Here is a 19,437-nt window from a genome sequence, read left to right on the forward strand (position 1 = left end):
TATTGAGAGAACTTACTCAATTCGGAGCTGACAAACTATGTTTCACACATTGATGAACCGCATCCACGATCGGTCGGTCTGTGTTGGTGTCATTGGTTTGGGTTACGTGGGCTTGCCGCTGGCCGAGCGTGCCGGTCGGGTTGGCTTTCGGGTACTTGGATTCGATGTAAGCCCGACGCGAGTGGAGCAGGTTAATCGCGGTGAGAGCTATATCGGTGATGTGTCGAGCGTGGCGTTGGCCGCACTGCGCGAGGCAGGACGGATCGAGGCAACCACGGATATGCGACGCATGAGTGTGTGTGATATTCTCGTGATCTGTGTACCGACGCCACTCAATGCGACCCGCGAACCCGACATGCGCTACGTGAAAGCGGCAAGCGATGATGTCGCCGCCAGTATTCGCCCCGGTCAGTTGGTGATTCTCGAGAGTACGACCTACCCCGGTACGACCCGTGAACTGATCAAGCCTCGGATCGAGCGGAATGGGTTGCGTGTCGGTGAACAGGTCTTTCTGGCCTTTTCTCCCGAACGGATCGATCCCGGGCAGACGAGTAGCAAAGGGTATAGTGTTGAAAACACTCCTAAAGTTGTAGGTGGGATTACCCCCCAATGTACCGAACTAGCCGGGGCCTTCTACGGCTATATCACCAACCGAGTGGTGCCGGTCAGCTCGCCAGATGTGGCCGAGTTGACTAAGTTGTTCGAGAACATCTTTCGGGCAGTCAATATTGCCTTAGTCAACGAGTTGGCTCTTCTCTGTGACCGGATGGGGATCAACGTCTGGGAAGTGATCGAGGCGGCAGCTACGAAGCCTTACGGCTTTATGAAGTTTACACCCGGCCCTGGTCTTGGTGGGCATTGTATCCCTATCGATCCGTTCTATCTCACGTGGAAGGCACGGTCCTTTGATTTAACCACTCGGTTTATCGAGTTGGCCGGTGAAATCAACACCCAAATGCCGCGCCACGTCCATGATTTGGTGGTACGCACCCTTAATCGGGCGCGTAAGCCGCTGAACGGCAGCACTATTATCTTGCTAGGTATTGCCTACAAGCCCGATGTTGATGATTATCGCGAATCACCCGCGTTTAAGGTGTACGATCTGTTAACTGCCGATGGCGCGACGGTAATCCCCTGTGATCCCCACATTACTGAGTTTGAACTGCACGACGGTCGCCGGATGCAGACCGTTTCGCTTACGGATGACCTGCTGCGTTCGTGCGATTGCGCCGTGATTATTACCAACCATAGTGCATTCGACTACGAACGGATTGCGACATTAGCTCCGGCAATCGTTGACACTCGCAACGCAACTCGTCATCTGCAAGGCCCACTGCGCGAGAAGATTACAGTATTGTAGCCTGTTAGTAACACCTGCAATCATCAGCCATTCACCCGGCTTTGGCATAACGTAAGTGCGTAAGAGGCGAGCAGTAAGGAGCATAAGCTGTGCAACGTGAGGTGCGACTCAGTATCGTTATCCCATGTTACAACGCTGCGGCAACCCTGGGTGAACAGCTCACCGCGTTGGCCGATCAGACGTGGGATCGGCCATGGGAAGTGATTGTGGCCGACAACGGTTCGCGCGATGATTCGCGACGGGTTGCCGCCGCCTTTCTCAACCGGTTGCCGCACCTACGCATTATTGATGCAAGCGCACGACGTGGTGGTGCCTTTGCCCGGAATGAAGGCGCCCGCCACGCGCGTGGTACTGCCTTAGCCTTCGTTGATGCTGATGATGTGGTGGCGCCGAGTTGGGTGGCGGCAATCGGCAATGCTCTCGACCGCCACCCGTTTGTCGCCTCGCGCTTTGATATCGAGCGGCTCAATCGCCATTCCTGGCTGAGCCGGACGCGGCGTAATCCGCAAGCCGACGGGTTACAGCGGGTGAATTATCCGCCGTATTTGCCGCATGCCGGCGGGTGTGGCTTAGCCGTCGAGCGGTCGCTGCACGAACTGGTTGGTGGTTTTGATGAGACGCTGCTCCGTTTGATGGATACCGATTATTGTTTCCGGATTCAGTTGCAGGGTAACGTTCCATTGACCTTCGTTCCTGAGGCGCTAGTCTACGTTCGGTACCGCGACACTTTACGCGGAATGTTGCGCCAAACGCGCGAGCGGGCGATTGCCAATGTGGCGTTAGCTCGTCGCTATAGCGGTGAACAACTCGCGCAACGGCGGTCGTTCCAACTCTGGTTGGCATATACCAGGCGCTGGTTCCGCCATTTAGGCCGAGCGATACGGATTCGCCAGCGCGAACAGTTGGCGGAATGGTTGCGGGTGAATGCGTGGTTGATCGGATTACTGCAAGGTAGTCTGCAATACCGTTACCCACCCTTAGCAATCTAGGATCGGGACAGATGATTTCATCGCAGCAAGGTGGTCGTGCTCGTTCCTCACTTCTTGGGCGTTGGTTGGCGCCATTGGGCCGGCGGTGGCTTGGCACACTTATCCGGATAGAGACGCCTACTCCCCTAGTGGCATTGACCTTTGATGATGGGCCACATCCCCGTTACACACCACAGATTCTCGACGTGTTGGCCCACTATCACGCGCGTGCTACCTTCTTTGTGTTGGGTCGGCACGCGGCTGAGCAGCGTGATCTGGTAGCGCAGATTGCTGCTGCCGGTCACGTAATTGGTAACCACACCTTTCATCACGTGCGTATGCCACAGACGCCGCGCTACCAACGTTGGCGAGAATTGTGGTCTGCACAGCGGGCAATTGCACCATATGGAACCCGCCTTTTTCGCCCGCCTTACGGTGGTCAATCGTATGGCTCGCGACTCGATGCGTTGCTGCTAGGGTATGAAGTTGTCGGTTGGACATTCCACATCGAAGATTGGGTGACGCAATCGCCGGTTCAGTTGGTCGAGCGACTAAACCGACAGCTTCGTCCGGGCAGCATTATCCTGCTCCACGACCGGCTGGCGCAGCCGCGTGATCCGGCGGCAGCCGATCGGACACCATTGATCGAAGCGCTGGCAACGTTCCTCGCTCAATGGGGTAAGACGTACCGTTTTGTGACTGTCCCCGAACTCATCCGTGCCGGACGCCCCGTGCGAGGGCCATGGTTCCGTCCGGCGTTGTAAGGATTTAGGAATACCACGATGGCTGAAGATACACTCCTGATCCCGCCGTATGGCGGTCGTCTGGTCAATTTGGTGGTGCCGGCTGAAGAGCGGCCCGCATGGTTAGCGATGGTCTCACGCTTGCCATCGATCCAGATTTCGATGCGTAGTCTGTGTGATTTAGAACTGCTGGCAACCGGTGGTTTTTCACCGCTGACCGGGTTTATGGGGCAGGCCGATTACGAACGTGTGCTGGAAGAGATGCGGCTGGCCGACGGTACGCTGTGGCCTATCCCGGTGACGCTGCCGGTCGAACAGAGTTCGTTTGGCAGCGACCGAATCGTGCTGCGCGATGTGCATAACAATCCGCTCGCCATTATGGAAGTGAGCGAGATTTTTTCGTGGGACGCCGAGCGTGAGGCGCTGGCCGTCCTCGGCACGAACGATCCCCGCCATCCATTGGTAGCCGAGATGGCGCGCTGGGGGAAGTTTTACGCTGCCGGGCGGTTGCACGTCTTTAATCTGCCGCGCTACTACGATTTTGTCGATCTGCGGCGGACGCCGGCTGAGGTACGCCGATTACTGACGGCGATGGGGCGGTCGAATGTGGTGGCGTTTCAAACGCGCAACCCGATGCACCGCATCCACGAAGAGCTGACCAAACGGGCAGCGGCGCAGATTGATGGGAGCCTGCTCATCCATCCGGTGGTTGGGATGACCAAACCCGGCGATATCGATCACTTTACCCGTGTTCGCAGTTACCGATTGTTAGTTGAAAAATACTACGACCCGTCGCGTACCCTGCTCAGTCTCTTACCCTTGGCGATGCGAATGGCCGGCCCGCGTGAAGCGGTGTGGCATGCCATCATCCGTCGTAATTACGGAGCGAACCACTTTATTGTTGGCCGTGACCATGCCGGCCCTGGTAACGATAGTATGGGTAGACCGTTTTACGGTCCGTATGATGCGCAAGCGTTGCTAGCACGCTATGCCGGGGAAATCGGCGTGAAGATGATCCCCTTTACCGAGTTGGTCTATCTCAAGCGCGAAGGTCGGTATGTGCCGATCGATGAGATGCCGCCGGGGGCTGAAGTTGCCACCATTTCTGGAACGCAGGTGCGTGATGAGTATCTGGCGAAAGGCCGTCTCTTACCCGAATGGTTTACCCGCCCTGAGACTGCCGAGATTCTACGTCAGATGTATCCACCGCGTCACCGCCAAGGGTTTTGTGTTTGGTTCACCGGTCTGAGCGGTGCGGGGAAGTCCACGATTGCTGCCATTCTCAATATTCTGTTACTCGAGCGCGGTCGCACGCCAACAATACTCGATGGTGATGTGGTACGGACACATCTCTCGAAGGGTTTAGGGTTTTCGCGTGAGGATCGTGATACCAACATCCTCCGGATCGGCTTTGTTGCCAGTGCAGTGGTCAAAGCGGGCGGGGCCGTTATCTGCGCAGCCGTCAGCCCCTACCGCGCCGCGCGGAACGAGTGCCGGGCCATGATCGGGAGTGACCAGTTTATTGAAGTATTTGTCGATACACCACTTGAAGTATGTGAGCAACGTGATGTGAAAGGTCTCTACGCCAAAGCCCGGCGTGGTGAGCTGCGAGGATTTACCGGCATCGATGACCCGTATGAGCCGCCGGTTAATCCTGAGTTGGTGTTGACGACAACCGATGTGACGCCCGAAGAGAATGCACGCAGGATCATTCGCTATCTCGAAGAGAAGGGTTTTCTGGAGGGTTAGTATGGTAAACGTCTTCCGTCGTGCGCGTCGTACTCTGCGTCAGTGGATCAGAGGCCCATATGCCGATCTCGGTTTTACTCCGCATCCCGATTTCTACTATCTCGCCTCGTTTCCGAAGTCGGGGAACACATGGGTGCGCTTTTTGCTGGCGAATTTGTTGGCCGGCGAAGAATTGGGCCTTCAGGGGTTTGGTCGTTATGTACCCGATAGCCATATCAAAGGTGATCTGGTCTATATGGCCGATCCGACCACACCGTTTAATCAGATGCGACCGCGCTTTGTGAAGACGCACCTTCAATATCGCCCGATCTTTCGACGGGCTATCTACATTGTGCGTGATGGGCGTGATGCAATGACATCGTTCTACCATTGGCGGAACAAACGCTCCGGTAAACCGATCACCCTACGTGAGGTCATCACCGGCGATTTCTACTGGGGTCGTTGGTCAGATCATGTCTTAGGGTGGCTGAACAGTGATTGCGAGCTGTTGTTGGTCAAATATGAAGACCTCTATGCCGACATTGTCACCCAAGTACGGCGGATCCTTGAGTTTTGCCACATGCAGGCGAGCGATGAACAGATTGCGGCTGCGGTTGCGGCCGCGTCGTTTGATCGGATGCGCGCTAAAGAGCAGGCAGCTCAGGGAGCTGATACGCCGTTTTTTGTGCGCAAAGGCGGTTCAGGCGATTGGCGTAATTTGTTTTCGCCAGACGATGAAGAACTGTTCTGGCAATACCATCGTGCCGGCATGGTTGCCGCCGGTTACCCCACAACCTAGGCTAAGGAGTACCGTTTTATGCGCCAGCACGTGGTTCGTTTGTGGACATCACTATGGATGCGCTATGCCGGTCCACACCGGTTGGGTAAAGTGGCGACATGGTTGGCTGCCTTACCGTATGCGCCCTACAAAGCGCGCGTGGGACTGGCCCATCGTTATCCGCAAGGTTACATCGCACCGTCGGCACAACTGAATGGGCGCAGAATCCGGCGCGGTCGCCATGTGTTTATCGGCGATGAAGTGTTGATTTATCAGCGGCAAGACGGTGGACCGATTGAACTGGCCGATTACGTCGAGCTGCATCGCGATACGATCATCGAATGCGGACGCGGCGGGAGTGTGGTGATCGGTGAGCGCACGGGTCTTCAACCACGTTGCCAATTGTCGGCCTATGTTGAACCCATTGTAATCGGACGTGGATGCCAGATTGCACCACAATGTGCCTTCTATCCCTACGATCACGGCACGGCGCCCGGTCAGTCGATCGGTATGCAACCGCTGACGAGCAAAGGGCCGATTGTACTAGAAGATGATGTCTGGCTAGGGTACGGTGTGGTGGTGTTATCCGGTGTGACAATCGGTTCCGGGACGGTAGTAGGGGCCGGGAGTGTTGTAACAAAAAGTTTACCTGCCGGGGTGATTGCCGTAGGAGCACCGGCGCGGATTGTGCGTGAACGTACAGCACTCGATATTAACCCTATCACAATGAGGTGACATATGGTAGCGACGGTAACAGTTGCGATTCCGGTCTACAAACGACTCACGTATGTGGCGCAGGCGATCCGCTCGGTGGCTGCACAAGACTATCCGGCGATTGAACTCATTGTCTCCGACAACGGTTGTAACGGCAATGCCGTATGGGAAATAGTCCAGGCCAACTATCCGCGTCCCTTTATTTTTCGCCAAAACCCAGCTCCGGTACCGATTGTAATGCATTTCAACCAATTGATAGCAGCCGCAAGCGGTGAGTATTTCATCTTGTTGAGTGATGATGATGAGTTGGCGCCGGGTTATGTCTCGACGATGGTTGCAGCATTGGTAGCGAATCCCTCCGCAGCCGTAGCCATCTCGCGGGTGGAGGTTATCGATGAGCACAATCAGGTGATCGGATCGACCGCCGACCGTCCGTTGCCGCCGCCGTTGATGAGTGGCCCGGATTGGATTGAGCGGTGGGGGCGCAACGAGCATAAGTTTGTTAGTTTCACCACCAATGTAGCCCGCACGTCCGAGATACGGATGGTTGGTGGTTATCCCGATTTCGATGGCGGGAATGGCATTGATAACGCATTGCTCGTTGCTTTGAGCATCGAGCGTAGTATCGTCTATTGTCACGAGGCTATTTTTCGCCATCGTATCTACGATACCAGCTTTGGTAAATCGGTCAGTATCGCAAGCTTGGCCCGTGCATCGCGCCAATTCCTCGCCTTCCTCGATCAGCATCCGGCGCTGCGCGCGTATGCCCGTCAACATCCGCAGGAGTGGCGTCGCTGCCGGAATGCTATTATTCGCGTGATCTGGACAACCTACTATGGGCGGTGGCGTCATCTCTACCGTGACCGTGAGGCATATCTCGATTGGTTAAAAGCCGGTTTTGCCTTGCCGTTCATTCCTGCTTACTACCGACGAGTGATTCCTGAGATTATCTACTCGCTGCCGACAATTGGGCAATTTGCCCAGCGTCGGCTCGAAACACGGTGAACGTATGCGTGTAGTTCACGTTAGTACGAACGACATCAGCGGTGGTGCGGCACGGGCAGCGTATCGGCTCCATCAGGGCTTATTGCAGTTGGGGTGTGCTTCACGAATGGTGGTTGCCCATCGGTGGAGTGATGATCCGACGGTGCAGGCGTTGGTGTCGAAACCCGGTTTCATCGGTACGTGGCAACGACGTTGGCGTGGTTGGCGGATCCGACGCGATATGCAACCGTACCTCACAACCCGCCCGCCCGGCCTCGAACCGTTCAGCGATGATCGCAGTCGGTATGGGTACGAATTACCAAGAGCATTGCCGGCTTGCGATGTGGTCACTTTACATTGGGTTGCCGGTTTGCTCGATTACGGCAGCTTCTTTCGGACCGTACCGCAACGAGTGCCGGTCGTGTGGCGGCTTTCCGACCAGCAGCCCTTTACCGGCGGTTGCCATTACGATGAAGGCTGTGGACGCTACACGGCAACCTGTGGGGCATGTCCGCAGCTCGGTTCGCGCGATGATCACGATCTTTCCCACCGGATTTGGTTACGCAAACGGGCTGCCCTCGCTGCCGTACCACCCGGTCATCTCCACATCGTTGCACTCAACCGTTGGATGGCTGCCGAAGTACACCGTAGCTCGCTGTTCGGGCATTTACCGGTACATGTCATTCCCAACGGTCTTGATACCACCGTCTTTGCACCGTATGATCGGGCCTATGCGCGGGCAGTACTTGGCTTACCCCAGCAAGCAAAGATCGTCCTGTTTGTCGCAGTTTCGGTCAATAATCGTCGGAAAGGATTTGCCCAATTAGCAGCGGCATTGGCCGGTCTGTATGATGAACCCGACTTATTGCTGGTCTCGATCGGCAAACATCCGCCTACCTTGAATATACCCATCGCGCATCATCCTCTCGGTACGGTTGATGAAGATACCCGGCTCGCCTTAGCTTATAGCGCTGCTGATCTTTTTGTTATTCCGTCGTTGCAAGACAATATGCCGAGCACGGTGCTCGAAGCACTGGCCTGTGGCACGCCGGTCGTCGGTTTTGATACCGGTGGGATTAGCGAATTGGTGCGCCCCGATCAAACCGGTTGGTTGGCGCCGGTCGGTGATGTCGACGGGTTGCGTGAGGCCATTCGGCGTGCGCTCCACAACGATGATGAGCGCTTATGGTTGGGACGTCGCTGTCGAGAAATTGCCCTTGCTGAGTATCGGCAAGAAATACAGGCGCAACGCTATCTCGACCTCTATCAACAAATTACGACTACCGCCAATGCTACAGTACGGGCGGGATGATCTGGCTCCCCTTCAGCAATCGCATAGTTGAACGTTTTGTCATTGCTGATGTTGTTCAATGACATTACACTGTCAGATGAACCCGTTACAACTAACATAGTACAGTGTGTCAACACCAAAGCGGTCGGGTTTCATATCTTCATCACTCCGTTCACATTGCCAGACTGCTCGTTTTCGGTAGCTGGCATGGCTCGATGACCCATTTTGTGTGGAGGGTCCCTTGGAACTACGATTGTATCTCCTGTTTGTTTGGCGTTGGGTGTGGTTGATTGCATTGTTCGCGGTAATCGGCGGTGGCATTGGCTACGCCTACTCGCAAACTCAACCACGTCTCTATGCTGCTTCGACCATGCTGATGGTCAATCAGGATCAGGGTATTTTTGCCCGTCCGTCGCCCACGTTCGATGATCTGCGTGCTCGTGAGCGCTACGCGCTAACGGTACGCGAACTGTTACTCGTCCGACCGGTACTCGAACGAGCTGCTTCGATGGTTGATGGCGTGACGGTAGCTCAACTCGCTGCCCGCACGAGTACGTCTGATGTTGGTAAGACCGAGCTATTTTTACTAACGGTGCAAGATACCGACCGTCAACGGGCCGTGCGATTGGCCGATGCCATCGTGGCTTCGTTTCAAGCCCTCGAACGCGATTTGCTCGATAACCCGTATGCCCAAGCCTCGAGCTTGATTATCGTTGACCCGGCTCATGCCAAGCGTAATCCGGTGAGTCCTGATTATACTCGCAATATTGTGCTTAGTATCTTTATTGCGGTTGTGCTGGCAATTGGGATCGGATTTTTATACGACTACTTCAATACCCGTATCCGCGATGAAGGTGATTTTACGCGCCGGGGTGGTGGCCGTCCGTTAGTCGTTGTTGGTAAGCTGAACGGCGCTACGCCGGCGGCACAACTCGTCACGCTCCGCGATCCAGCCTCGCTCGATGCCGAGGCGTATCGTATGATGCGACTGCACCTTGATGCAATCCCTGGCGACGAACGCCCCCAGGTGATTGCCGTGATCAGCCCGTCACCTGGTGAAGGACGGAGCGTGACCGCGGCTAATCTGGCCGTCGCACTAGCGCAAACCGGGCGACGGGTGGTGCTGGTTGATGCGCATTTGCGCCATCCCATCCTGCATACCATCTTCAACGTCCCACATCAAGGTGGATTATCCAACCTCCTGAGCACACCGGTGCAGGCAATCGAGCCATTCTTGCGCGTGACCGAGCAACCAAATTTGTATGTATTGACGGTAGGGAATGCCAGTGGTTTGCCGGCTCAGTTGCTGGGCGGGCCACAGTTAGAAAAGGTGCTGGCAGCCCTACGGCAACACGCCGATGTGGTGTTGATCGATAGTGCGCCTCTACTCACATTTGCCGATACCGCCCTTCTGTTGCGTGCCGTCGATACCACGCTGGCAGTAGTGCGAGTCAAGCAGACGACTGAAGAAGAGCTACGCCATATGCTTGATCTCCTGCGCCAGACCGAAATCGCGTGTCTTGGCGTGGTGCTGAATGGTGTTGTCAAACGTCGCCGACGGTTGCAGTTTACCGGCTTCAGCTCTTCGCCATTGATCAAATCGGCGACCATTGCGAACCGCAGCGAAATAGCGGGCGACACAGGAGATTGATCTATGTCGCGAATTTGGTTTCTCGTGATTGCACTAGGTACTGCCATACTGACCAGTTGCAGTCAGCCGGTGATCTCTGAGCCTGAGTCGTCTGCAACATCTGTTCCTGCTGAAGCAGCGGTAGCACCGACACCCACTGCTGCACCGGTGATTGTAAACGGGACGCTGATGGCTTCCGGTCGGGTTCAGCCGATGACGGTGCTTGATCTCAGCTTCGTAAACCCGGGTTCGGTGGCAGAGGTGGTTGTGCAACTCGGTGATCGGGTACGGGCCGGTGATGTGATGGCGAGTCTCGATGTGCGCACACTCGACTTGACGATAGCTGAGGCACGAGTGATGTTAGCTGAGGCGCAGGCCAATTACGAGCAGTTGATTAGTGGGGCAACGCCCGAACAAATCGAGCAGGCCAAGGCGGAGATTGATCGAGCGCGCGCACGTTTGGCCGATAGTCGCACGAATGTGACCCAGAGCGATATTGCCGCAGTACAGGCCGAGCTGCGTGAAGCGAAAGCAGTGCTCGAACGGCTCAAAAAGGGTATTACACCGGAAGATAAGGCTCGCCTCGAAGCTGCTGTGGCCGAGGCGCGTGCGCGGTTGCAAACTCGGATCAATACACTCGCCGGTGAAAAGACGCAACTTGAATCGCAGATCGAGCGCTTGGCAAATGAGTTGCGTAACGCCCAAGATGACTACTCGCGCACGAAGTGGGCGAACGAACAGATCATCGCCAGCGGTGGTCAGTTAACGCAGGCCCAGATCGACAACGAGACTCGACTGTTGCGGGCCGTGGAAAATGCTGAGCATCGGTTGCAAGAGGCTCGCGTAGCACTGGAAACCGTGCGCCAGAATGAGTTCAGCGAAATCGCTGCGTATCAGGCTGAAGTGCAGCAATCGGAAGCGCTCTTGGCCGAGGCGTTGCGTCCGGTAACGCCCGATCAGATCGCGGCGGCGGAAAAGCGCATCTTGCAAGCCGAGGCGAAACTGGCTCAGTTTACGATCAACCATCCCAACGAGGTAGCTGTGTATGAGGCTGAGCTACGCAAGGCCGAGGCTGATTTGGCTCGTCTGACTGCTAACCCCACCAGTGCGCAAATTGCCATCGCGCAAGCACGGATTGAGCGGGCCGAAATTGAGCTGCGCAAAGCAGAACTCAACCGTGAACGTTACCAAATTCGTGCTCCAATCGACGGAACCGTGGTGGGGGTCTACGCCCAACCGGGTCAGACGGTTGATGCTAGCCAGCGTGTGATTACGTTGGCAACCCTCGATCGGTGGCAGATTGTCGTGGCCAATCTGAGTGAGCTACACATCAGTCTGGTCCAAGAGAACGATCCGGTGACCATTAGCTTTATCGCACTGCCTGATGTTCGGTTGAGTGGAAGGGTTAGTTATATCGAACCGGTTGGTCAAGAGACCGGAATCGGTACGACGTATACCGTCCACATTGTTCCCGATAGCTGGGATCCGCGTCTGCGGTGGAATATGAATGCGCAAGTGACCTTTGCCGCAAGACCGTAGTTTGGGTGCGTCAGGTATCAATGCGTAGTTAGCACACCACTAGAGGAGGTTGGAAGAATGACAACTACACCTACGCCCCATGTGCTCATTACCGGAGGAGCCGGCTATATCGGATCGCTGCTGACCGGCGTGTTGTTGCAGCACGGGTGGTCGGTGACCGTGGTCGACGATCTCTTGTTTGGCGGTTCATCATTACTCGGCTATTGGTATCATCCTCGTTTTCGCTTCGCCAAGGGTGATATTTGCGATCCGGCAACGTTACGAGCCGGCGCCGATGGAATCGCGGTAGGGGATTTACCGCCGGCGCGTTTCGATGCCGTTATTCATCTCGCCGCTATCGTTGGTTTTCCGGCGTGTCAGATGGTGGGACCACAAGTGGCGTGGCGCTACAACTTCGAGGGGACTAAGCGGGTATTCGCTGTGGCCGATGATGCGCAAGTGGAACGGTTTGTCTTTGCGTCAACGTACAGTAACTATGGCCTGTCACCTAACGGTGAACCGGTGACTGAGGATTCGCCGCTTAATCCGCAGTCACTATACGCCGAAACCAAGATCGCTGCCGAGCAGTATCTGCGTAACGATACCGGTGGCGCCACGACAACCCCGATCCTATTCCGATTTGCTACCTTGTTCGGTATTTCACCTCGCACTCGCTTCGATCTCATCGTCAATCAATTTGTACTTGAGGCGATGACCAAACGCAAACTGATTATCTATCAGCGCGGGTATGCCCGTTCATTCGTGCATGTGCGTGATGTCTGTAATGCGATTCTGTTGGGCTTGAACGCGCCGTTGTCAACGGTAAATCGCGAAATCTTTAATGTGGGTGGTGATACAGGTAACTATACCAAAGACGAGATCGTAGCATTGGTGCAACGGCATGTGCCGGGGACAGTTATCGAGTACAAAGATCTGACGTTTGGCGGTGATATGCGCGATATTCGCGTATCGTTTGCCAAAATCCGTGAGCGGCTCGGTTTTGTCCCACAGATCAGCGTTGAAGAGGGGATCCGCGAAGTAGCGGGTGTCCTCACCAATGGTGTGATTAAAGATGCACTCGATAGCCAGTATCGCAATGCGCAGTTTATCGTCCAGTAGTGACGCTCCCTTATGGAGAAACATTCCTCATCATTCACGCATTCCAACAAAATATGAGTTTATCCAGCGAGGATCGTATGCAGCTCAACACACAGCGCTGGCCCGATAGTCATCAATTTTGGCACGATAAGCGCGTCGTTGTCACCGGTGGTGCCGGTTTTCTCGGCTCGTATGTGGTCGAGAAGTTGAACGCACGTGGTGCGCGTGATGTCTTTGTACCCCGGTCACGCGACTACGATTTGCGGCACGTTGATGCGATTCGCCAATTGTTGGCCGATTCCCGTCCCGATATTGTGATCCATATGGCGGCCCGCGTGGGCGGGATCGGCGCCAATCGCGATCACCCGGCGGAGTTTTTCTACGACAATCTCATGATGGGTGTGCAGTTACTCCACGAGAGCTGGAAGTTTGGGGTCGGTAAGTTTGTGACGATCGGTACGGTGTGCGCCTATCCGAAGTATACACCGGTGCCGTTTAAGGAAGATGATCTCTGGAACGGCTACCCCGAAGAGACAAATGCACCGTATGGCTTGGCCAAAAAAATGCTGCTCGTGCAGGGAGAGGCGTATCGGCAACAGTACGGCTTTAATTCCATCTTCTTGCTGCCGGTCAACCTTTACGGGCCGCGCGATAACTTTGATCTCGAAACATCGCACGTCATTCCGGCTCTGATTCGGAAGTGTATCGAGGCAGCAGAGCGTGGTGATGATCACATCGTGGTTTGGGGCGATGGTTCACCGACGCGCGAGTTTATCTACGCCGCTGATGCCGCGGAAGGCATTTTGTTGGCGACGGAACGGTACAACGATCCCGATCCGGTCAACATCGGGAGTAGTGATGAGATCAGTATTCGTGATTTGGTCACCCTGATCGCTGAATTAACCGGTTTTCGCGGCCAGATTGTCTGGGATACGACTAAGCCCAACGGTCAACCGCGTCGCAAGCTCGATGTGTCACGGGCATGGGAACGGTTTGGCTTCCGATCCACGACACCCTTTACCGAAGGATTGCGGGCAACGATTGATTGGTACCGGACGCATCGCGAGGCAATGGTTGCGATGCGTGCCGTTGGTGAGGTACTCTAAACCTATGCTAACTGTAACCTGGACAATACCGACAATTACCGATTTGCCGCCACCACCACCTGACCGACAAGGTTGGCCGTGGACAATCGCAACGCCACCGGCGCCAGCCTTGTTGGACGATGGCCGCCCGTGGCCCCGGATTACCATTGTAACGCCCTCGTACCAGCAAGCCCAGTACCTCGAAGAGGCGATCCGGTCGGTGTTGTTGCAGGGCTACCCAAACCTTGAATACATCGTGATGGACGGCGGGAGTCGTGACGGGAGTGTCGCGATCATTGAACGCTACGCACCGTGGTTGAGTTACTGGCAATCGCAGCGCGATGGTGGGCAGTCGGCGGCACTTGCCGATGGGTTTGCCCGCGCTACCGGCGAGATTCTGGCGTGGATCAATTCCGATGACCGTCTGCAGCCGGGAGCGTTGCAACGGGTAGGACGTTTTTTTGCCAAACGTCCGGGGCTGGCTTTCGCCAGCGGCGATGTCAATTTCATCGATGCCGATGGGCGGGTGACGGCACGGATCTTTGCCTTGCCACCTAACGGGAAGCTCACTGCGCAACTCGGTGTGCATCGCTGGCCGCAGCAGGGATGTTTTTGGCGACGTAGCGTGTATGAACACGTAGGTGGGGTGGACCGCAGTCTACGCTTCTGTATGGATCGCGATCTCTTCATCCGACTGAGCATTGCCGGACCGAGCCGCCGCATACCGGGGCCACCTCTGGGCGATTTTCGCCTCCACGAGGAAGCAAAGACCGCCACTCTCCAGGCGGTTTGGCAGCGTGAGCATGCACTGTTGCGGCGACGTTATGGTCAATCCCTTGCTCCACACGATTATGCCCGCCTACGCATCCTCTGGTGGCTCTGGCAAAAGCACGCGAGCCTGCGACAGCGTCTGTATCGGCATTTTGGCTTTGAATGCTAGGAAGACGGCTAACGATGATTGTGACCGGGTCCATCATTCTTAATCCACTTGAGCTTGCGTTACTCGGTCTCGTATGTTTGTACGCGGTTTGGCGCGGACGACCGGAGATTCCGTTGGCGATCTATCTTTCGTTTTCGCTGTGGACGCGCACGATCTTTGTGGGGCCGAGTGCGGCAACGTGGCCGTTGTTGGCAACGATAGTGGTGGCCCTGATTCGCTATTTGCACGTCGTGCGGCCATGGTCGTTGCTGCCACAGCGGCTAGATGCGACGACCGCCCAAATCTTTCCGGCAGTTGATCGCTGGATCGTACCGTGGATGGTGTTTTGGTGGGGATGGGCGCTCTTGGTACTGTTTCAGTTTAAACTGCCGGACAAAATGTCGATTGTGCGCCCGGTGTTGCTTTATATCATTGTGGGCGCAGTGGTAGCACTGATCGCGATCCGTGATGCGGCCGCAGCGCGACGGTTTGCCATTACCTATCTGTTGACAAGTGCCTACGGTTTGTATGCGGCATTGCGGTTTATCAATGTACCGCTCGATTATCTGCTCGGCGATCCCGGTTTGTCGTCGCTGCCGTATCGTAATCTTGGGATCCGCGAGTACAATTACTTTTCACATCATCTGAGTATTGCCTTCATTCTAGGTCTCGCCCTCTTCTTGCAAGCGCGTCGGTGGTGGTCGCTCATACCCACTTTAGCACTGGCACTATGGTGCATTTATGGCGTATTTCTGACCGGTGCCCGCCAGTCGTTGAGTGGCTCAGGTGTGGCAGCAGCGCTCATCTTTGGTTGGTCGCTGACCCGTACCGGTAAGAAATCGTGGCGTGTGCCATTTTCCATTGCGATTATTGTGCTCGTGGTTATAATGATTTATCAGGTAGCGCCTCATCTGGTGGTGCGAGAAGGGGAGAGTGGTCTTGAAGAATCGTTCAACATCTTCGAGGACCGCGGTGGATTGTGGCAGATCGGTCTGAACTACTTCTTTGCGTCACCGGTATGGGGTTGGGGATTTGAATACAAGCTCTGGTCGCACAATATTTTCATCGGTACGCTGGCCGATCAAGGATTGGTGGGGATGACGTTTCTCATCGGCTATCTGATCTGGGCGTTGCGACGCTTGCCAGCGATTTGGGTACAGATCCCCACCGATGATCGCGGAGTTTGGCGTATTACCTTTTTTGCCATCTTTGTCTTCGCCTTGGTGCATGGTCAAGCGTCGGGGAATACGATGGTGACGGCCCATCTACACTGGTCGTTGTGGGCGGTGTGGGCGTTGAGTACGGGCGTTGTCACGGTACCAGCCCATGCCCCGTTGCCGCTACCGGCGCGGGTACGGCCACGCACGTTACCGGCGGAGGTGCGAGCATGAGCCACGAACCACGTATCACCTTTGGTATGATCGTGCTCAACGGCGAGCCATTTTTGCGCTACAACCTGCGATCTATTTACCCGTTTGCGCACCAGATTATCGTGGCCGAGGGGGCTAGCCCACGTGCAGCGCATGCGGCTACGCCTGATGGTCATTCGCTCGATGGTACGTTGGCAGCACTCTACCGCTTCAAAGCCGAAGAAGACCCAGACGATAAGCTGATCATCGTGACCGCTGAGATGTGTGGTCATCCCAACGGGTTTTGGCCGGGTGAGAAGGACGAACAAAGTCGTGCCTACGCCGACCGGGCTACCGGTGATTGGTTGTGGCAGATCGATGTTGACGAGTTTTACCATCCGTCTGACATCGCGCGTGTGATCGCATTTTTGCAACAACATCCCGAAACGACCTGCCTGAGTTTTCGGGCCTACCATTTCTGGGGTGGGTTCGATTATTGCGCCGAGGGTGGTCTCTTCTGGCATCGTCAATATCAGGGGGAACCGTGGGGACGCTATCGGCGCGTGTTGCGCTGGCGACCGGGTTATCGCTACGATTCACACCGTCCGCCGACTATTGTCGATGAACGGGGGCGTAATATCACCCGGCGGCGAATGTATGTCGCCGATTCATTCGGGGTGTGGATGTACCACTACTACATGGTTTTTCCTCATCAATTTTCGCGTAAGGGGGCCTACTACCAAAATCAGCCGTGGGAACGCGAACGTGGCCGTTTGCAAAAGAATCTCGATCTGCTCGGCGAGGTGAATCTGACCAACGGCTTACACATTATGGATCAATACGGGACGTGCAACTGGCTGACTCGCTTTCAGGGGCAACATCCGCCGCAGATCGAAGCGTTACGTGCTGATATTGCTGCCGGGCATGTGCAGATTGAACAACGCCGGACCGATGACATTGAGCACTTGTTAGCCGATCCACGCTATCTCCAGATGGTGCGTGTCGCTGCTCGGCAGGAATGGCTGAAAGCATGGCGTAATTATCTCATCTATCTACTGTGGTGGCGTCCGCGGTCGAATCTGGTGCAATTCATCCAAGAGCAGACACCGTCGGCATTGGTGCAGCGCTTGCCGCCCGCGCTCCGACGCAAGTTTATTCCCGAGTATCGACGGCGGTATCAAGAGCAACTTCTGCGCTATCAGCGTTCAATCTTATCTGTTGATAAATGCACGATGTTTTGGTAGAAACATCAAGAGCAACTTCTGCGCTATCAGCGTTCAATCCGTTCAGGAGACGCAACGTGACCGAACCACTCTTCAGCATTATTACGATCACCCTCAATTGCGCCGCCGATGCCGAACGAACGGCGCGTAGTGTGTTGGCTCAGACGTTTCCCGAGGTTGAGTATTTGGTCAAAGATGGTTGCTCGACCGATGGAACACCAGAACGGTTGCGGGCGTTGGGGGTACGGGTGATTGTGTCGCCCGATAGCGGTATCTTCGATGCGATGAACCAAGGTCTCATCTATGCCCGTGGGCGTTACGTCTGCTTCCTCAATGCGGGCGATGTGTTTAGTAGCCCTCACGTGTTACACATTGTGGCCGATGCACTAGCCCGTTATGGTGAACCAGATTTTCTCTACGGTGATGTACGCTCGTTGGTCGACCATCCGTTTCTCGGTACCGGTACTAACGGTAGCGGACGCTTGATCCGTTACCCTGACCGGCTGAGTCGGTTTTGGTTATACCGCAAAATGATTTGTCACCAAGTCTGGTTTGTGCGGCGTGAGATCTATGCGGCGCAACCGTTTGCGACCGATTACCGGATTTTAGCCGATTACGCCTATCTGCTCGATATGGTATTGCACCGCCGGGTACGCTACGCCCATATCACCCACGAACTCGCCATTTTCGACGGTGGCGGGACAAGTACGCGATCGTCGCCGCGCCGTGATGCCGAGCGGGCCCGTGCGTTGGCTTCCGTCTATACGCTGTGGGAACGGTGGCTGTACGAAACCGTCTTTGGGGGAATGCGATGGCTCAACCGCACACTCATCTACCCGGTCATACCGTTGCTACCCGAACGGTTGCGCGCTCGGCTGAGCGGTCTCTGACCGGAACACACCGGATTGTCCATATTTCTACGGTGCATCAGCCGTTCGATCAGCGCATTTTTCACCGCGAATGTGCGAGTCTGGCGGCTGCCGGATATGAAACGCATCTGTTAGTGCCGTTACCGGTCACCGCCCTCGAACGGCAAGGGGTGTATTTGCACAGTGTTGGGGTGCTGGCCGACCAACGGCTGGTCTTGGCGCTCAAGCGGCGATGGCGGCGGATGCGGCAAGCGGCGCTCCTTGCTCGGCAGTTAGATGCCGCTCTGTACCATCTGCACGATCCCGAGCTGATCCCGCTCGGTCTCTGGCTCAAGGCTACCACATCGGCACGAGTGATCTTCGATTGTCACGAAAATAATACGGCGTATCTGCACCAGAAATATCACATGCATCCGGTGATGCGCAGCGGTTTGTCATGGGGGATGGCGACGTTGGAATGGCTGGCGGCTCGTACATTTGATGCGATTATCACCGCCGATCGGGGGGTGGCCGATCTGTATCTACGCCGGTTTCGTGCGCGCCGGGTGGTGACGATCCACAATTTTCCGCATCTTGATCTGTTTTTGCAACAGCCACCACCCGCCGACGACGCACCGTTCGATTTGGTGTATCACGGCACCATCCCGCGCTATCACCTTGAGGTGACCTTTGCTGTTGCCGAGGCATTGCGTCGGCGTGGTCGGCGGGCGCGCTGGCTCTTTTTCGGGAAGTGCCCGGAGGCGGCATGGGCGCAGGCCGAGATCGAACGGCGTGGCTTACAAGACGAAATCGTGCTTGATGCGAATCAGGTGCCGCACGAACAGGTGGCGACTCGCGTGCGACAGGCGAAGATCGGGTTTATTCCGCTGCCCAATCTGCCTAAGTTCCAGCACAATATCCCGACCAAGCTGTTTGAGTTTATGGCGTTGGGTATGCCGACCGTGCTTAGCAATTTACCGCCTAGCCGGCCATTTGTTGGTGATGGTCAGTGTGCCATTATGGTACCGCCCGATGATAGCGAAGCGTATGCTGATGCGATCATCCGTTTGCTCTCCGATGCGGCATTGCGGCACGCACTGGGTGCTGAGGGTCGCAGGCGGGTGATCAAGGAGTTTAATTGGCAGCGCGAGGCACAATACCTGTTAGCGTTGTATGCCGAGTTGTTAGGTTCATAGATTAC

Annotated in this window: 17 protein-coding genes; all 17 read left to right on the forward strand. The window is 55.7% G+C overall.

Annotation, left to right across the window (positions count from 1 at the left end; all coding sequences use genetic code 11):
* Window positions 1-37: 37 nt before the first annotated feature.
* The 17 genes from AC01ZF_RS03525 (at window position 38) to AC01ZF_RS03605 (ending at window position 19,432) form a co-directional block, all read left to right on the forward strand.
* Window positions 38-1,360 carry a nucleotide sugar dehydrogenase gene (locus AC01ZF_RS03525; RefSeq protein ID WP_424676879.1) on the forward strand — a complete coding sequence of 441 codons (1,323 nt, stop codon included), beginning with the start codon at window positions 38-40 and terminating at the stop codon, window positions 1,358-1,360.
* 89 nt (window positions 1,361-1,449) lie between these two features.
* On the forward strand, window positions 1,450-2,349 hold the full coding sequence (locus AC01ZF_RS03530; RefSeq protein WP_428112620.1) for a glycosyltransferase family 2 protein: 900 nt from the start codon (window positions 1,450-1,452) through the stop codon (window positions 2,347-2,349).
* Window positions 2,350-2,360: 11 nt separating this feature from the next.
* A complete protein-coding gene (locus tag AC01ZF_RS03535) occupies window positions 2,361-3,092 on the forward strand; it encodes a polysaccharide deacetylase family protein (RefSeq protein WP_424676877.1) in 732 nt (243 codons plus the stop codon).
* A gap of 18 nt (window positions 3,093-3,110) precedes the next feature.
* A complete protein-coding gene (locus AC01ZF_RS03540; protein WP_424676876.1) occupies window positions 3,111-4,820 on the forward strand; it encodes a bifunctional sulfate adenylyltransferase/adenylylsulfate kinase in 1,710 nt (569 codons plus the stop codon).
* Window position 4,821: 1 nt separating this feature from the next.
* Window positions 4,822-5,598: a sulfotransferase domain-containing protein gene (locus AC01ZF_RS03545; RefSeq protein WP_424676875.1), complete on the forward strand. Its 777-nt coding sequence runs from the start codon at window positions 4,822-4,824 to the stop codon at window positions 5,596-5,598.
* Window positions 5,599-5,616: 18 nt separating this feature from the next.
* Window positions 5,617-6,312: an acyltransferase gene (locus AC01ZF_RS03550; protein WP_428112617.1), complete on the forward strand. Its 696-nt coding sequence runs from the start codon at window positions 5,617-5,619 to the stop codon at window positions 6,310-6,312.
* 3 nt (window positions 6,313-6,315) lie between these two features.
* Complete coding sequence (locus AC01ZF_RS03555; protein ID WP_424676873.1) at window positions 6,316-7,296, forward strand: glycosyltransferase family 2 protein; 981 nt, start codon at window positions 6,316-6,318, stop codon at window positions 7,294-7,296.
* A gap of 4 nt (window positions 7,297-7,300) precedes the next feature.
* Window positions 7,301-8,587 carry a glycosyltransferase family 4 protein gene (locus AC01ZF_RS03560; RefSeq protein WP_424676872.1) on the forward strand — a complete coding sequence of 429 codons (1,287 nt, stop codon included), beginning with the start codon at window positions 7,301-7,303 and terminating at the stop codon, window positions 8,585-8,587.
* Between the two features lie 220 nt (window positions 8,588-8,807).
* Complete coding sequence (locus AC01ZF_RS03565) at window positions 8,808-10,217, forward strand: tyrosine-protein kinase domain-containing protein (RefSeq protein WP_424676871.1); 1,410 nt, start codon at window positions 8,808-8,810, stop codon at window positions 10,215-10,217.
* Window positions 10,218-10,220: 3 nt separating this feature from the next.
* A complete protein-coding gene (locus AC01ZF_RS03570) occupies window positions 10,221-11,735 on the forward strand; it encodes a putative HlyD family type I secretion protein (protein WP_428112613.1) in 1,515 nt (504 codons plus the stop codon).
* Window positions 11,736-11,792: 57 nt separating this feature from the next.
* Window positions 11,793-12,833: an NAD-dependent epimerase/dehydratase family protein gene (locus AC01ZF_RS03575; protein ID WP_428112611.1), complete on the forward strand. Its 1,041-nt coding sequence runs from the start codon at window positions 11,793-11,795 to the stop codon at window positions 12,831-12,833.
* Window positions 12,834-12,910: 77 nt separating this feature from the next.
* Window positions 12,911-13,918 (forward strand): GDP-L-fucose synthase family protein, encoded by a 1,008-nt coding sequence (locus AC01ZF_RS03580; RefSeq protein ID WP_428131902.1) that lies wholly within the window; start codon window positions 12,911-12,913, stop codon window positions 13,916-13,918.
* Window positions 13,919-13,922: 4 nt separating this feature from the next.
* A complete protein-coding gene (locus AC01ZF_RS03585; protein ID WP_428112607.1) occupies window positions 13,923-14,837 on the forward strand; it encodes a glycosyltransferase family 2 protein in 915 nt (304 codons plus the stop codon).
* A gap of 14 nt (window positions 14,838-14,851) precedes the next feature.
* Entirely contained in the window at window positions 14,852-16,207 is a 1,356-nt protein-coding gene (locus AC01ZF_RS03590) for an O-antigen ligase family protein (RefSeq protein ID WP_476575119.1), read from the forward strand.
* A complete protein-coding gene (locus AC01ZF_RS03595; protein ID WP_476575120.1) occupies window positions 16,204-17,409 on the forward strand; it encodes a glycosyltransferase in 1,206 nt (401 codons plus the stop codon). The genes AC01ZF_RS03590 and AC01ZF_RS03595 overlap by 4 nt, the downstream gene beginning before the upstream one ends.
* A 56-nt stretch (window positions 17,410-17,465) precedes the next feature.
* Window positions 17,466-18,278 carry a glycosyltransferase family 2 protein gene (locus AC01ZF_RS03600; protein ID WP_428112602.1) on the forward strand — a complete coding sequence of 271 codons (813 nt, stop codon included), beginning with the start codon at window positions 17,466-17,468 and terminating at the stop codon, window positions 18,276-18,278.
* Window positions 18,200-19,432 (forward strand): glycosyltransferase family 4 protein, encoded by a 1,233-nt coding sequence (locus AC01ZF_RS03605; protein WP_476575121.1) that lies wholly within the window; start codon window positions 18,200-18,202, stop codon window positions 19,430-19,432. The genes AC01ZF_RS03600 and AC01ZF_RS03605 overlap by 79 nt, the downstream gene beginning before the upstream one ends.
* Window positions 19,433-19,437: the final 5 nt, after the last annotated feature.

The sequence above is a fragment of the Chloroflexus sp. genome (assembly GCF_056331925.1).